This is a genomic window from Georgenia sp. Z1491 (assembly GCF_049856175.1).
In the GTDB taxonomy this organism is placed as follows: domain Bacteria; phylum Actinomycetota; class Actinomycetes; order Actinomycetales; family Actinomycetaceae; genus JB111.
In genome coordinates this window covers 233,085-245,967 of sequence record NZ_JBNDNA010000005.1, presented here as the reverse complement: position 1 = coordinate 245,967, position 12,883 = coordinate 233,085, and the positions used below count along the sequence as shown (strand labels likewise).

Genomic DNA, 12,883 nt, shown 5'->3' with positions numbered 1-12,883 from the left:
CCCTCGTGCTGGGCTGCACCCACTACCCGCTGCTGACGGGGGCGATCTCCTACGTCATGGGACCCGACGTCACCCTCGTCTCCTCCGCGGAGGAGACCGCGAAGGACGTCTACCGCACGCTTGTCGCCCACGACATCGAGCGCAGCCCTGCCGCCGGGCCGCCGCAGCACAGGTTCCTGTCCACCGGGGACCCCGAGGAGTTCGAGCGGCTCGCGCGCCGCTTCCTCGGTCCCGAGGTCAGCAGCGTCGAACCCACCAGCCGAGGGGCGGTCGCGCTGTGAGGCTCACCGTCATCGGCTGCGCCGGATCGATGTCCGGACCCGACTCCGCGGCGTCGGCCTACCTCGTCCAGGCGAGCGGCCCCGGTCCGGACGGCACGGAGCGGGTGCACTCGATCGTCCTCGACCTGGGGCCCGGGGCGATGGGCGCCATGCTCAACCACGTGGACCCGGCCGACCTCGACGCCCTCGTGCTCTCCCACCTGCACGCCGACCACATGGTCGACCTCATCGGCATGCAGGTCTACCGCCGCTGGCACCCGGACGGTCCGCTTCCCGCGCTGGCGGTCCACGGGCCGGAGGGCACCCTCGGGCGCACCCGTGACGTCGGCGGCGACGGGCCCGACGAGGACTACTCCGACGTCCTGACCTTCCACGCCCTTGCCACCGGTACGCCCGTGCGGATCGGACCGATGACGGTCGAGGTGTTCGACGCGCGGCACCCCGTGCCGGCGTTCGGCATCCGGGTGACGGGACCCGCGGAGGACGGCTCGGGCAGCGTGACGCTCGGTTACACGGGGGACACCGACTCGTGCCCCGGTCAGGACGAGATGGCCCGGGGCCTGGACCTCCTGCTGGCCGAGGCGGCCTTCCAGGAGGGTCGGGACGAGGCGCGCGGGATCCATCTGACCGGTCGCAGGGCCGGCGAGCTTGCCGTGACGGGTGGGGTGGGCCGGCTCGTCCTCACGCACGTCCAGCCGTGGACCGACAAGGCGACCGTGGTGGAGGAGGCCCGCGGCGTCTACGAAGGGCCCGTCGATCTCGCGGCCCCGGGCGCCACCTGGGTGCTCTGACGGGAGTCCGGGAGCCGGCACGCACCCCTTTCTGTGTTGCAGGTCTCCGACCGCCGGAGGAGGATGAGCCCCGGGAGGTCCTCCGGGTCGCCACGGAGCTGCGGCTACGGAGGTGACCTCCCGCCACGCCCCGTCCTCGGTGGCCCTACCGCCGTGCCCCGACCGCGGTGGCCACCCGGTGGTCGTGCCTGCGGACGCCTGCGGCGCACCGTTAGCCTGCACGCGTGATCGCACCAGGAGACCGCGCGTCCGACCCGCTCGATCCCGCCGCGCAGGAGGCGGCACCGCCGCAGGCCCCGCCCTCCGCGCCACCCACGGCCACGACGACGACCGGCGCGGGTTCCGCCTCGGGAGTTCCCGACGCCATGCGGGCCGACGTCCGGCTGCTGGGCAACATGCTCGGCCAGGTCCTCAAGGAGTCCGGCTCGGACGGGCTCTACGACGACGTCGAGACGCTGCGGCAGCTCGTCATCGACGCCCGCCGGGCCAGCAGCGCGACGGACATCGCCCGCGCCGAGGAGGTTGTCGCCGGCTTCACGCCCGAGCGGGCGATCGAGGTGGCGCGCGCCTTCTCCTGCTACTTCCACCTCGCCAACCTCGCCGAGGAGCAGCAGCGCGTGCGCGTGCTCCGCGAGACCGAGGGCGGCGGTGCCCGCGGCTTCGAGTCCCCGAGCTCCCTGCCGGGCGCCGTGAGGGCGCTCGCCGAGGAGGTCGGTGAGGACGAGGCGCGCCGCCGCCTCGGCGATCTGCGCTTCCACCCCGTGTTCACCGCGCATCCGACCGAGGCCCGGCGTCGTGCCGTGACCCGCGCGATCGGCACGATCGGCAGACTCATCGACGCTCGTGACGACGACCGGCTCGGCCCGTTCGCCCTCGCCGAGATCGACCGCGACCTGCTCGCGTCGGTCGACACGCTGTGGCGCACCGCGGAGCTGCGGCCGTACAGCCCCGGCCCGCTCGACGAGGTCCGCACCCTCATGCAGACCTTCGACAGCTCGCTGGTGCACATCGTGCCCGCCGTGTACCGGCGCCTCGACGACGCGCTGGACCCCGAGGGTGCCGGCATCGCCGATCCGATCGCCCCGGCGTTCGTCCGCCTCGGCAGCTGGATCGGCGGCGACCGCGACGGCAACCCCAACGTCGTCTCTCCGCTGACGATCGAGGCCGCGCAGATCATGTCCGAGCACGCGCTCGCCACGATCGGTGAGCGCACGCGCGACGTCGCCATGCACCTGACCGTCGCGGACACGCTGGTCGCCCCCGACGACGCCGTCTCGCGCCTGTGGCAGCTGCAGCGTCAGCTCAGCCCGAAGGTCGCGGAGCGGGCCGCCGCGATGTCGCCGGGGGAGACCCACCGCCGGGTCCTGCTGTTCGTCGCCTCCCGCCTGGACGCCACCCGTGAACGTGACGCCGACCTCGCCTACGCCGACCCGGAGGAGGCGCTGGAGGACATCCGCACCGTCCGCTCGTCGCTCCTGGCGGCGGGTGCGCGCCGGGCCGCGAACGGCGACCTCGCCGACCTCGAGCGGCAGCTCGTCACGTTCGGCTTCCACGGCGCAGAGCTGGAGATGCGGCAGCACTCGAAGGTCCACCGCCAGGCGCTCGCGATCCTCGACGGTGAGGTGGACCCCGAGGAGCACCCGCCGGCCGTGCCCGTCGAGGAGGTGCTCGACACCATGCGCGCCGTCGCGCTCGTCCAGCGGCGGCTCGGGCAGGGGGCGGCCGGTCGCTACCTCGTCTCCTTCACGCAGTCGAGCGAGGACATCGCCAACGTCTACCGGCTCGCGCGGATCGCTGCCGGCGACGGTCGCCACGCCCCGGTCATCGACGTCGTGCCCCTGTTCGAGACGTTCGAGGACCTGCGCAACGCGCCGCGGATCCTCACCGAGATGCTCGACATCCCGGACGTGCAGGAGCGGCTGGCCGCGAACGGCCGGAAGATCGAGGTCACGCTCGGCTACTCGGACTCCGCCAAGGACGTCGGCCCGGTGGCCGCGACGATCGCGCTCTACGACGCCCAGCGGCAGATCGCCGACTGGGCCAAGGAGCACGACATCTCGCTCACCCAGTTCCACGGCCGGGGCGGCGCCCTGGGCCGCGGCGGCGGCCCCGCCCACCGTGCCGTGCTCGCGCAGCCTCCCCACAGCGTGGACCTGCGGTTCAAGGTCACCGAGCAGGGCGAGGTCATCTCCGCGCGGTACTTCAACCGGGCCATCGGCATCCGGCACATCGAGTCGGTCGCGGCCGCCACGCTCATGGCGTCCGCCCCGAGCGTCGAGCAGCGCAACGCCGAGGCGGCCGAGCGGTACGCCGAGCTGGCCGAGCGCCTCACCGTCACCTCCCGCGAGCGGTTCGACGCGCTCGTAGGTGCCGAGGGCTTCCCCGCCTGGTTCGCGCAGGTCACGCCGCAGGAGGAGGTCGGGCACCTGGCCATCGGCTCGCGACCCGCCAAGCGCGGGCTGTCGGTCGAGTCCCTCGACGACCTGCGGGCGATCCCGTGGAACTTCGCCTGGTCGCAGGCCCGCACGAACCTCACCGGCTGGTTCGGGCTGGGCACGGCGCTCGCCGAGGTCGGCGACGTCGAGCTGCTGCGCTCGGCCTACGCGCAGTGGCCGCTGTTCGCCACGATGGTCGACAACATCGAGATGTCCCTGGCCAAGGCCGACGACCTCATCGCCGCCCGCTACCTCGCGCTCGGTGACCGGGACGACCTCGGCGAGATGGTCCTCGAGGAGCTCGAGCTCACGCGCCGGTGGGTCCTGCAGGTCACGGGCCAGGATCAGCTGCTCGACTCACACCGCGTGCTGGGCCGCGCGGTCGCCCTGCGCAACCCGTACATCGACGCGCTCTCGCTGCTCCAGCTGCGGGCGCTGCGGGTCCTGCGGGGGAGCGGATCCGGCAGCGAGGGGACGGACGAGGTGGCGGACGACGTCGCCCCGGAGGTTCACGAGCTGCTCCTCATCACGCTCAAGGGCGCGGCGGCTGGGCTGCAGAACACGGGGTGACCGCGGCGCCGCGACGTCGTCGAGCGTGCGGTGGGGGGTCGTCGAGCGTGCGGTGGGGAACGTGCCGGGCGGGCGGTTCGTCGTCGACCCTGGAGTCGTCCTCGCGTTCGGTGGTCGTCCGGCCCGGGCCGGAGTGCCCGCCGGTAGCCTCGACGCCATGACCAACGACTCGAGCAGCACCGCCACGCCCCGACCCGACGGCCGCGCACCCGACCAGCTCCGCGACGTCCGGATCACCCGGGGCTGGCAGAAGGCGGGCGAGGGGTCGGTCCTCGTCGAGTTCGGCGACACCCGGGTGCTGTGCGTGGCCTCGTTCACGGCGGGTGTGCCGCGCTGGCGCAAGGACTCCGGCGAGGGCTGGGTGACCGCGGAGTACGCGATGCTTCCGCGCGCCACGAACGACCGCTCCCAGCGCGAGTCCGTGCGCGGAAAGATCGGCGGGCGCACGCACGAGATCAGCCGGCTCATCGGCCGCTCGCTGCGCGCGGTGGTGGACATGTCCGCGCTCGGGGAGAACTCGATCGTCCTGGACTGCGACGTCCTCCAGGCCGACGGTGGGACCCGCACCGCCGCGATCACCGGCGCGTACGTGGCGCTCGCGGACGCCATCGCCTGGGGCCAGCGCGAGGGGCACGTCCGCAAGGGCGCCGGCGTGCTCAAGGACTCCGTCGCAGCCGTCTCGGTCGGCGTCGTCGACGGACGCCCGGTCCTCGACCTGCCCTACGTCGAGGACGTCGCGGCGGACACCGACATGAACGTCGTCACCACGGGCTCCGGCACGTTCATCGAGGTCCAGGGCACGGCCGAGGGCGAGGCGTTCGACCGCGCCGAGCTCGACTCCCTGCTCGACCTCGCGCTCGCCGGCACCGCGCGCCTCACCGAGCTCCAGTGCGACGCCCTCGCGACGGGCTCCGACGCGTGACGGGACCCGGGGTCCCGACGCCGGGATCCGCGGCGGGTGGGCCGGGGCCCGTCGCGCACGTCCCGACGCCGGAGCCCACCCAGGGCGAGCCGCGCAGGCCCCGGCTCGTGCTGGCCACCCACAACCTCGGCAAGCTCGCCGAGCTGCGGGAGATCCTCACCCCGCTCGTCCCCGGTCTGGTGCCGGAGGAGATCGTCACGGCAGGGGAGCTCGGCATCGAACCTCCGGTGGAGGACGGCGTGACGTTCGAGGACAATGCCCTGCTCAAGGCCCGGGCGATCGCCGCGGCCTCCGGCCTGCCGGCCGTGGCCGACGACTCCGGTCTCGCCGTCGACGTGCTCGGCGGCGCGCCCGGCGTGTTCTCCGCGCGCTGGTCCGGCCGGCACGGGGAGGACGCCGCGAACAACGCGCTGCTGCTCGCCCAGCTCGCCGACGTGTCCGACGAGCATCGCGCGGCGCGGTTCGTGTGCGCGGCCGCGCTCGTGGTGCCCGGTGCTCCCGGCGCGACACCGGTCGAGGTCACGCGGCGCGGCGAGATGCCGGGGCGCCTGCTGCGCGAGGCGCGGGGGAGCGGCGGCTTCGGCTACGACCCGCTGTTCCTGCCCGACGGCGAGACGCGGTCCGCGGCCGAGCTCGCGCCCGCCGAGAAGCACGCGATCAGCCACCGGGGTGCGGCGTTCCGTGCCCTCGCCCCCGATGTTGTGCGCGTGCTCGACGCGCGCTGACTCCCGGTCCGATCAGCCCCCGGTGCGGCCCGCGCGTGCGGCGGCCTGCCGCGCGACGTCGGGCCGGTGGTGCGCCACCCACTCGCCGATCCGGTGGCGCTCCCATCGCTCGTCGAACTGGGACAGCGGGATCGCCGTTCTCGACTCACCGGTGTCCGGGTCGGTGCCGTAGCGCGCAGGGTCCTGGGCGTAGGTGCGCTCCGCCAGCGGACCGCCCGTGACCTCCGTGGTGCCGCGACCGACCAGTCCTAGGCCCTCGCGGCGGAAGGCGCTGAACCCCTCCGTCGGAGCGCCGCCTCCGAGCGGGGTGATCGTCGGGATCACCTCGGCCGCGCGGACGTCGTCCCACGCCATCCGCCGGACGGACGAGTCACCGACGTACTCGACGCCGTCGGGGGACAGGGTGAGCGACAGGCCGGCCGCGGAGTCGCGGGCTGCCCGCCGGCCCAGCCAGGCGATGAGCGCGGTCGACACGGCGGCGGCACCCAGTGCGACGAGCAGCGACCACGGGATCCCCGCGAGCGCGAAGAGGGGCCAGTAGACCAGGGCGGTCGCGACGAGCAGGCCTGCTATCCGAAGGGGCGTGCGTGTGACCGTCTCGGCCGCGTGTCGGGAACCGGCGACGGCGACGAACCGCTCGGCGGTCACGAAGTCCTCATCCATCCAGTCTCCTTCACGGCTCTGCGGGCAGCTGGATCGGGGCGTGCGCCCCGCACGAGATGTGTGCCGAGCACCGGCCCGATCGGTTCCGTCGACGCTACCTGCTCCCCGGCCGCGCTGGCGGGGGCTCTGCGGTTGCGTCCAGGATCGCGAGGGGGGGGGGAGGACTCCCCGTCAACGGGGTCACGACTCGTGCTCGATCTCGGTAAAGATCGACGTCCATGACGAGACACCCGACGGCGAGGACCGGCACCACAGCATGAACACCACGAACAGCGGGCACTTCGAGGGCGGAGATTCGCAGGACGCAGTGCTGCTCGTCGTCGATGACGACGCTCGCACGGTCGGCATCGAGCTCGCCGCCGACTGGCCGGAGGTCGTCGCCGAGAAGGACCTCGGTCTCCACCTGGTGGAGGCGCACCGCGCCGCCGTCGCTGCACGTGACACCAGCCAGATGGAGCAGGTGGACCTCGGGGGGTTGCTCGCCAGGTTGCGGACACTGACCACCATGACGCCGGAACAGCTTCGAGAGCACGTCGGAGCTGATGCGGCCGATGCCGCGTGGCGTCCGTCGAGCGCGTCAGGCAACGATGACCTGCTCGATCCCGGGGTACGCGCCGCCCATGCCGAACGGCTCCGAGAGATCCACGGCGAGCCCGACGAGGTGACGTCTCCGGACGGACTACTCACCCTGCAGGGCGTGTCCGGGCGGCCGACCGGACTCACGGTCGCGCGCGGCTGGTCGACGCGCTACGACGTGCAGTCCCAGGCTGCACAGCTCTTCGCGTTGCTCGAGGAGCTGGCTCGACGACACGACGATCGTCTCGCCCAGCTCGACCTCGAGTTCCCGGGCCTGGCCGAACGTCAGCAGGCATCGATCGACCGTGGGCTCGACCTGGTGCGGAGCATCCCGCTGACGGAGAACGACGAAGGACGGAGACAGACCGATGGCTGACATCGAGATCACCTACAGCGTCGTGCGCTCGGTGGCGAGAACCTGGGACACGACGCTCGCCGACGAGTACACGAGGCTCAAGGGCCGGGCGGAGTCGTTCACGGTCGACAGCGGCTCCTGGAGCGGCGGGGTCGGCGGCGTCTATGACTCCATCCGGACGACGATGGCCGCGGTCGCCGGTGGCGGGAGCGACGAGATGGATCTGATGGCGGGCGCGCTGAAGGCCGCGTGTGACCACTACGAGGAGACGGACGAGGAGTCCGAGTACGAGTTCGATACTCGCACCTGACCTCCGCGGTGGGTGTGGATCACCAGGACGACACACTGACGACGAACCGAGAAGAGGACGATATGTCGAGCGCCGAGTTCCTGAGGTCCGAGCTACGCCGAGTCTCGGGCGAGCTGCGTGATGCCGAGGGCGGCCTGCGCAACTTTCCGAACCAGGTCCCGCCGGTGGTCAGCAGTGCGGTCAGTGGCCCCGCGAACGATCTTGCGGACGGCTGCGCGAACGCGTCCGGCGACGCCGATCGCGTCGAGCTGAACGTCCGGGACGACGCCGCGGTGCAGCAGGCGAAGGATGACTGGATCGCGTGGGCGGAGTCCGTGCTCGAGACCATCACGGACTTCCAGACCACCGAGGTCGGACCGCAGCACTGGTCGGCGGACGGTGCCACCGCCTACGCCAACGCCCGCACGCCGCAGAGCGACGCGATGACGTTCATCGAGCAGCACGCCCGCGACATCGCACGTGAGCTGGAGATCTACGGTGAAGCCATCGACGAATTCCGTAACTCGGGCCTGCTGTGGGTCGGGGAGATCGTCCTGCTGCTCGCGTCGATCGTCGCGATCCTCGCCACCCCCGTCACATTCGGGGTCTCGGGCGTCCTCGGCATCGTCGGGCTCGTCGGCTCACTCGTCATGATGGGCTTCACGATCGCCAAGCTCATCGAGCTGGCCAACCAGCTGAAGGACACGACGCCGTTCGACGAGCTGCTCGCCACCATCTCCTCGACCCCGTCCCTCCGTTCGGGTGAGTGGCCCTACGCGCTGAAGGCGCAGGACTGACGAGCGGCAGCTGCTTCCTCACGGTCGGGAGCGGTCGGAACCGGGTCGAGTCGCACGCCGGACGACCAGCACCACGAGCCGCCAGCCGAGGAACCCGGCGGCGAACAGGCCGGCAGCCACGAGCACGAACGTCCACGCGGTGCCGCCGCCGGTGAGTGCGCGCAGTGCCATGCCGATCCCGAGGGTGCCGACCCAGACGACCATCCCGGTGGGCCACAGCGGGGTCGGGGCACGCCACAGCCGACCCGCCACCCACGTGATCGCGAGCGCGGCGAGGAACGGCCACGCAATGCGAGCCAGGTCCCCGGCGCCCCGCTCGTGGGCGTCCGCACCGCCGAGTGTGAAGGCCGCGACCACTGCCACGTCGAGGAGGAGCGCCCACCACACGACGCCACGACGCCGCGCGACCGGTGTCACGCCGTCGGGTCGGGTGGGCGAGGCTCCGGTCCCCGTACGACCGACGTCGTCGTGACGAGCGGGACGGCCCCCGACCCGCTCCCCACCTCTCGTCACGGCAGGCGACCGAGGTGCGCGAGCGCGCGCCGTACGAGGTCGGCGTGCCCCTCGGACATGTCGCCGGTGATCTCCGGTGTGAGCACCTCGCGCGGCGTGAACCAGCTGAGCTCGAGGGTGTCGTTGGACGGGCTGCAGTCGCCCGCGACGGGCACGACGTAGGCGAGCGACACCGCGTGCTGGCGCGGGTCCAGGTAGTGCTCGCCGGGGGTGGGGAAGTACTGACCGATCGCGTACGGCACGGGCGAGACCGGCAGCTGTGGCAGGGCGAGCGGGCCGAGGTCCTTGTCGAGGTGTCGCACGAGGGCCTGACGCACGGTCTCCTGGAACAGGACGCGGCCGGAGACGAGCTCGCGGGTGATCGTCCCCTCGGGGCGGGCACGCAGCAGGAGGCCGACCGCCTCGAGGGTGCCGTTCTCGCCGACCCGCACGGGGACGACGTCGACGTAGAGCATCGGCACCTTGCGGCGCACGAGCTCGAGGTCCTCCTCGGACAGCCAGGGACCCATGTCGTCGGACGCGATGTCGCTCACCCGTCGTTTCTACCCCGGCGGCGGCCTCCGGCGCGACCTGCCACGCGGACGCCGGCGCCGGGCACCCGGGTGCGAGCGAGGTGAAGATCGTGAGCCGCAACCGCGTCGCAGTCGGAAGAACATGGTTACTATCTGCCTACCCCCCTGCGGTATGCACAGCACCCTGTTGTACACACCGTCCTGCTGCACAGCCCCCCGTGAAGGACAGCCCGATGAACCAGCCCGTGTACCCCGGTCCGCACATGGATCAGACCCAGGCACCGACGCCCGACGCACCGCCCGCCGCCGCACCGACGAAGAAGAAGAGGCGATGGGTGCCGTTGACGGCGGCCGCCGTCGCAGGTCTCCTGCTCGGCGTGGGCATCGGGACGTCGCAGGCGAGCGACCCCGCGCTGGTCGAGGCGCGCGAGGAGGCCGAGGCCGAGGCGAGGGACGCCCGAGACGCGCTGGCCGAGGCCGAGGGTGACGCGCAGGATGCCCGTGACGCCTTGGCCGAGGCGGAAGGCGAGGCGGAGGATGCCCGTGACGCCTTGGCCGAGGCGGAGGGCGAGGCGGAGGATGCCCGTGACGCCTTGGCCGACACCCAGGGCGAGGTCGACGCCCTTCAGTCGGAGGTGGACGAGCTGAACGCGGCCGTCGCCGTGGCGGACACGGGCTCCGACAGCGCCGACGACACGACATCGGTGGCGACCGACGAGGACGACGGTGCGGGCGCGCAGGTCGAGGCGCCGCAGCCACCCGCCGCCGGGGAGGCCGACACCTCGGGACGGTCGATCGCGCAGGAGAACGCCGTCGGGTCCGCGGAGAACTACCTCAGCTTCATGTCGTTCTCCCGGCAGGGCCTGATCGACCAGCTGGAGTACGAGGGCTACTCGACCGAGGACGCGACCTACGCCGTGGACAGCCTCTCGGTGGACTGGAACGAGCAGGCGGCGTTGAGCGCCGAGAACTACCTCGACTTCATGTCCTTCTCCCGCCAGGGTCTGATCGATCAGCTCCTCTTCGAGGGGTTCAGCCAGTCGCAGGTCGAGTACGGAGCGGCGGCAGTCGGATACTGACCGCTAGGGGAACGGTGCGCGAGGCGGGACTCGAACCCGCACGCCCGAAGGCACCAGGACCTAAACCTGGCGCGGCTGCCAGTTACGCCACTCGCGCTCGCGGGCTCGCGCCCGCGGAGGAAGAGCCTACGTCGTCGCACGACGCCGAACCGCACGTCGACGCCGAACCGCCGCTACGGCGTCGCCGGATCCGTGAGCCCGAGCTCGCGGGCGAGGAGCGCCATGTGCCCCTTGGCCCGGACGTTGTAGCGCACCCAGCTGACGACCCCGGCCGGGTCGAGCACGACCGTCGAACGGATGAGGCCCGAGTAGGTGCGCCCGTAGTTCTTCTTCTCGCCCCAGGCGCCCCACTGCTCCGAGACCGCGTGGTCCTCGTCGGACAGCAGCGGGAACGGTAGCCCGTCGTCCTCCACGGCCCGGGCCAGCCGCTCGACCGGGTCGGGCGAGATGCCGACGAGGCCGTAGCCCGCGTCGGTGAACACGTCGTACCGGTCACGGGCGTCGCACGCCTGCTGCCGGCACGCGGGGGTCAGCGCCTGCGGGTAGAAGTAGACGACGAGGCCGGCGCTGCCCACGCCCAGCAGCTCCGCGAGGCTGCGGTCGCCCCCGTCGTGTGCCGGCAGGCTGAAGCCGGGCGCGGTGTCGCCGATGGCGAGCCGCGCCCCCGTGGGAGCCGTCACGCCCCGAGCACCTCGCGCAGGCGCGCGACGTGACCGTTCGGGTCGACGCCGTACTCGACGTAGGTCAGTCGCCTCTCGGGGTCGACGACGAACGTCGAGCGCTTGTTGCCCGTCTGCGTGCCGAACGGCGTCTCGTGCGTGCCCCACGTCCCGTAGGCGTCGCCGACGGCGTGGTCCTCGTCGGACGCGAACGGGAACGACACGTGGTTGTCCGCGGCGAACGCCTCGAGGTCCGCGACCGGGTCCGCCGAGATGCCGACGAGCGAGTAGCCGGCGGCCGCCAGCGCCGCCTCGTTGTCCCGGAAGTCGCAGGCCTCCGTGGTGCAGCCGGGGGTGGCGGCCTTCGGGTAGAAGTACACGACAGCACCCTTCCCGGAGCTGACGAGCTCGGAGAGGACGACCCGCGAGCCGTCGTGCGCGGGCAGGTCGAAGTCGGGGGCCAGGTCACCGGTGGCGAGAGATTCCATGTCCCTATCGTGACATCAGGACGGCGGCCCGCGCCGGTGTGCCCGAGGAAGGGCCACGACGACGATGCCCCCGACGACGACCGCGGCGAGCACCGCACCCGTGAGGGCCGGAGACACGGCGAACAGCGGCAGCAGCAGGGGAGCGGCGGCGCCGGCACCGAACTGCGCGGCCTGCATGACGGACGTCGCCCCCGACTCGTTGCTGGGGGTCGAGGCGATGGCCAGGCTGGAGGACAGGATCCGCACGCAGGTGGCGGTCGCTCCGCACAGCGCGAGGGCGAGCACGAGGACCCACAGCGCGGGGGAGACCTGGACGGCGAACGTGGCCGCCGCGAGCACCGCGGACGCGACGGCGCCCATGGTGAGGACGCCGACGCGGTCGGCCCATCCGCCGGCGACCCGCGCCGTCGCGAACCCCGCGACCCCGAAGGCGACGACGACGAGCCCCCGCTGACCCGGGCTCATCCCGAACCGGTCGGTCGCGATGAGCGCCGCGGACAGCACGACGAAGTTCGCGGCGAGCTGCGCGCAGGCCGCCACGACGGTGGTGGACCCGAGGCGCAGGTTGGCCAGCGCCCGCCAGGACCCGACCTCGCGCTCGACCCGGCCCCGCGGCCCGGACGGCGTGAGCACGGCGAGCAGCAGCGCCGCGACGGCCGTGGCGAGGAACGCGATCCGCCAGTCGTAGCCGGCCGCGAGACCACCGGCGAGCGGGGACAGCGCCTGCCCGCCCGCCTGGGCAGCGGCGAGACCGCCGAGCGCGCGGCCCACGTGCCGTCGGTCGCTCGCCGCGACGATGAGCGTGATGAGCACCGGCGTGAGGAAGGCGTTGGCCCCGCCCTGGAGGGCGCGGGCCCCGAGGAAGAGCGGGAGGTTGGGGACCAGGGCGCAGGCCAGGGAGGTGGCCGCGTACACGGCGTAGCCGACCCGGACGACCGTGGCGCGGTCCCACCGGCTCGCCAGGGTGCCCGAGACGAGGAGCAGGACGGCGAACGGTGCGAGGTACCAGGTGATCGACTGCGAGGCGCCGTGGACCGTGGTGCCGAGCCCCTCGGCGAGCTCGGGCAGCATCGTCGTCACCATGCCCCCGCCGAAGGGTCCCATGAAGCCGCCCAGGTAGAGCACCCAGAGCCGCCGGGGGGCGGCGGCGGGTGGGGTGGTCACAGCGTCAGGGTAGGCCGCTGTGCGTGACCTCACGGCCCCGGACCGGGCGACGGACTGGGCCGCC

The 12,883-nt window shown here is 72.8% G+C and carries 15 protein-coding genes and 1 tRNA gene; 9 read left to right on the top strand and 7 right to left on the bottom strand.

Annotated elements, in window-relative coordinates:
* The 5 genes from ACPYO4_RS07585 to rdgB form a co-directional block, all read left to right on the top strand.
* Positions 1-281 (top strand): glutamate racemase (locus ACPYO4_RS07585; protein WP_425708606.1); only part of this gene is annotated, 281 nt, incomplete at its 5' end.
* A complete protein-coding gene (locus ACPYO4_RS07580; RefSeq protein ID WP_425708605.1) occupies positions 278-1,072 on the top strand; it encodes an MBL fold metallo-hydrolase in 795 nt (264 codons plus the stop codon). The genes ACPYO4_RS07585 and ACPYO4_RS07580, both read left to right, overlap by 4 nt.
* A gap of 365 nt (positions 1,073-1,437) precedes the next feature.
* A complete protein-coding gene (locus tag ACPYO4_RS07575; protein WP_425708612.1) occupies positions 1,438-4,077 on the top strand; it encodes a phosphoenolpyruvate carboxylase in 2,640 nt (879 codons plus the stop codon).
* A 157-nt stretch (positions 4,078-4,234) separates the two neighbouring features.
* Entirely contained in the window at positions 4,235-4,999 is a 765-nt protein-coding gene (rph, locus tag ACPYO4_RS07570) for a ribonuclease PH (protein ID WP_425708604.1), read from the top strand.
* Positions 5,000-5,106: 107 nt separating this feature from the next.
* Entirely contained in the window at positions 5,107-5,724 is a 618-nt protein-coding gene (gene rdgB / locus ACPYO4_RS07565) for an RdgB/HAM1 family non-canonical purine NTP pyrophosphatase (protein ID WP_425708611.1), read from the top strand.
* 12 nt (positions 5,725-5,736) lie between these two features.
* Here the strand turns inward: rdgB and ACPYO4_RS07560 are convergent, their stop codons facing one another.
* Entirely contained in the window at positions 5,737-6,387 is a 651-nt protein-coding gene (locus tag ACPYO4_RS07560) for a hypothetical protein (RefSeq protein WP_425708603.1), read from the bottom strand.
* Between the two features lie 256 nt (positions 6,388-6,643).
* Here ACPYO4_RS07560 and ACPYO4_RS07555 point away from each other — a divergent pair, with 256 nt between their 5' ends.
* The 3 genes from ACPYO4_RS07555 to ACPYO4_RS07545 all read left to right on the top strand — a co-directional run bounded on the left by ACPYO4_RS07555 (position 6,644) and on the right by ACPYO4_RS07545 (position 8,404).
* Positions 6,644-7,339 carry a hypothetical protein gene (locus ACPYO4_RS07555; protein ID WP_425708602.1) on the top strand — a complete coding sequence of 232 codons (696 nt, stop codon included), beginning with the start codon at positions 6,644-6,646 and terminating at the stop codon, positions 7,337-7,339.
* A complete protein-coding gene (locus tag ACPYO4_RS07550; RefSeq protein WP_425708601.1) occupies positions 7,332-7,628 on the top strand; it encodes a hypothetical protein in 297 nt (98 codons plus the stop codon). The genes ACPYO4_RS07555 and ACPYO4_RS07550 overlap by 8 nt, the downstream gene beginning before the upstream one ends.
* A 62-nt stretch (positions 7,629-7,690) precedes the next feature.
* Positions 7,691-8,404 (top strand): hypothetical protein, encoded by a 714-nt coding sequence (locus ACPYO4_RS07545; RefSeq protein WP_425708600.1) that lies wholly within the window; start codon positions 7,691-7,693, stop codon positions 8,402-8,404.
* 18 nt (positions 8,405-8,422) lie between these two features.
* Here the strand turns inward: ACPYO4_RS07545 and ACPYO4_RS07540 are convergent, their stop codons facing one another.
* Together ACPYO4_RS07540 and ACPYO4_RS07535 are read right to left on the bottom strand one after the other, a co-directional pair.
* Positions 8,423-8,821 (bottom strand): DUF3054 domain-containing protein, encoded by a 399-nt coding sequence (locus ACPYO4_RS07540; protein WP_425708599.1) that lies wholly within the window; start codon positions 8,819-8,821, stop codon positions 8,423-8,425.
* 92 nt (positions 8,822-8,913) lie between these two features.
* Positions 8,914-9,450: a DUF4916 domain-containing protein gene (locus tag ACPYO4_RS07535; protein ID WP_425708598.1), complete on the bottom strand. Its 537-nt coding sequence runs from the start codon at positions 9,448-9,450 to the stop codon at positions 8,914-8,916.
* A gap of 212 nt (positions 9,451-9,662) precedes the next feature.
* On the opposite strand from ACPYO4_RS07535, the gene ACPYO4_RS07530 reads away from it, so the two are divergent.
* Entirely contained in the window at positions 9,663-10,508 is an 846-nt protein-coding gene (locus ACPYO4_RS07530) for an Ltp family lipoprotein (RefSeq protein WP_425708597.1), read from the top strand.
* A gap of 15 nt (positions 10,509-10,523) precedes the next feature.
* Here ACPYO4_RS07530 and ACPYO4_RS07525 read toward each other — a convergent pair.
* From ACPYO4_RS07525 to ACPYO4_RS07510, 4 genes are all read right to left on the bottom strand, one after another.
* Positions 10,524-10,605 (bottom strand) — tRNA-Leu (locus ACPYO4_RS07525).
* A gap of 76 nt (positions 10,606-10,681) precedes the next feature.
* Positions 10,682-11,188 carry a peroxiredoxin gene (locus tag ACPYO4_RS07520; RefSeq protein WP_425708596.1) on the bottom strand — a complete coding sequence of 169 codons (507 nt, stop codon included), beginning with the start codon at positions 11,186-11,188 and terminating at the stop codon, positions 10,682-10,684.
* Positions 11,185-11,655, bottom strand: coding sequence for a peroxiredoxin (locus ACPYO4_RS07515; protein ID WP_425708595.1), 471 nt, complete (start codon positions 11,653-11,655; stop codon positions 11,185-11,187). Before ACPYO4_RS07515 ends, ACPYO4_RS07520 begins: the two co-directional genes overlap by 4 nt.
* A gap of 15 nt (positions 11,656-11,670) precedes the next feature.
* A complete protein-coding gene (locus tag ACPYO4_RS07510; protein ID WP_425708594.1) occupies positions 11,671-12,819 on the bottom strand; it encodes an MFS transporter in 1,149 nt (382 codons plus the stop codon).
* Positions 12,820-12,883: the final 64 nt, after the last annotated feature.

Coding starts and splice junctions, on each gene's coding strand:
- ACPYO4_RS07575 (WP_425708612.1), top strand. CDS start 1,438: ATGCGGGCCGACGTCCGGCTGCTGGGCAACATGCTCGGCCAGGTCCTC.
- rph (WP_425708604.1), top strand. CDS start 4,235: ATGACCAACGACTCGAGCAGCACCGCCACGCCCCGACCCGACGGCCGC.
- ACPYO4_RS07560 (WP_425708603.1), bottom strand. CDS start 6,387: ATGGATGAGGACTTCGTGACCGCCGAGCGGTTCGTCGCCGTCGCCGGT.
- ACPYO4_RS07555 (WP_425708602.1), top strand. CDS start 6,644: ATGAACACCACGAACAGCGGGCACTTCGAGGGCGGAGATTCGCAGGAC.
- ACPYO4_RS07550 (WP_425708601.1), top strand. CDS start 7,332: ATGGCTGACATCGAGATCACCTACAGCGTCGTGCGCTCGGTGGCGAGA.
- ACPYO4_RS07545 (WP_425708600.1), top strand. CDS start 7,691: ATGTCGAGCGCCGAGTTCCTGAGGTCCGAGCTACGCCGAGTCTCGGGC.
- ACPYO4_RS07530 (WP_425708597.1), top strand. CDS start 9,663: ATGAACCAGCCCGTGTACCCCGGTCCGCACATGGATCAGACCCAGGCA.
- ACPYO4_RS07515 (WP_425708595.1), bottom strand. CDS start 11,655: ATGGAATCTCTCGCCACCGGTGACCTGGCCCCCGACTTCGACCTGCCC.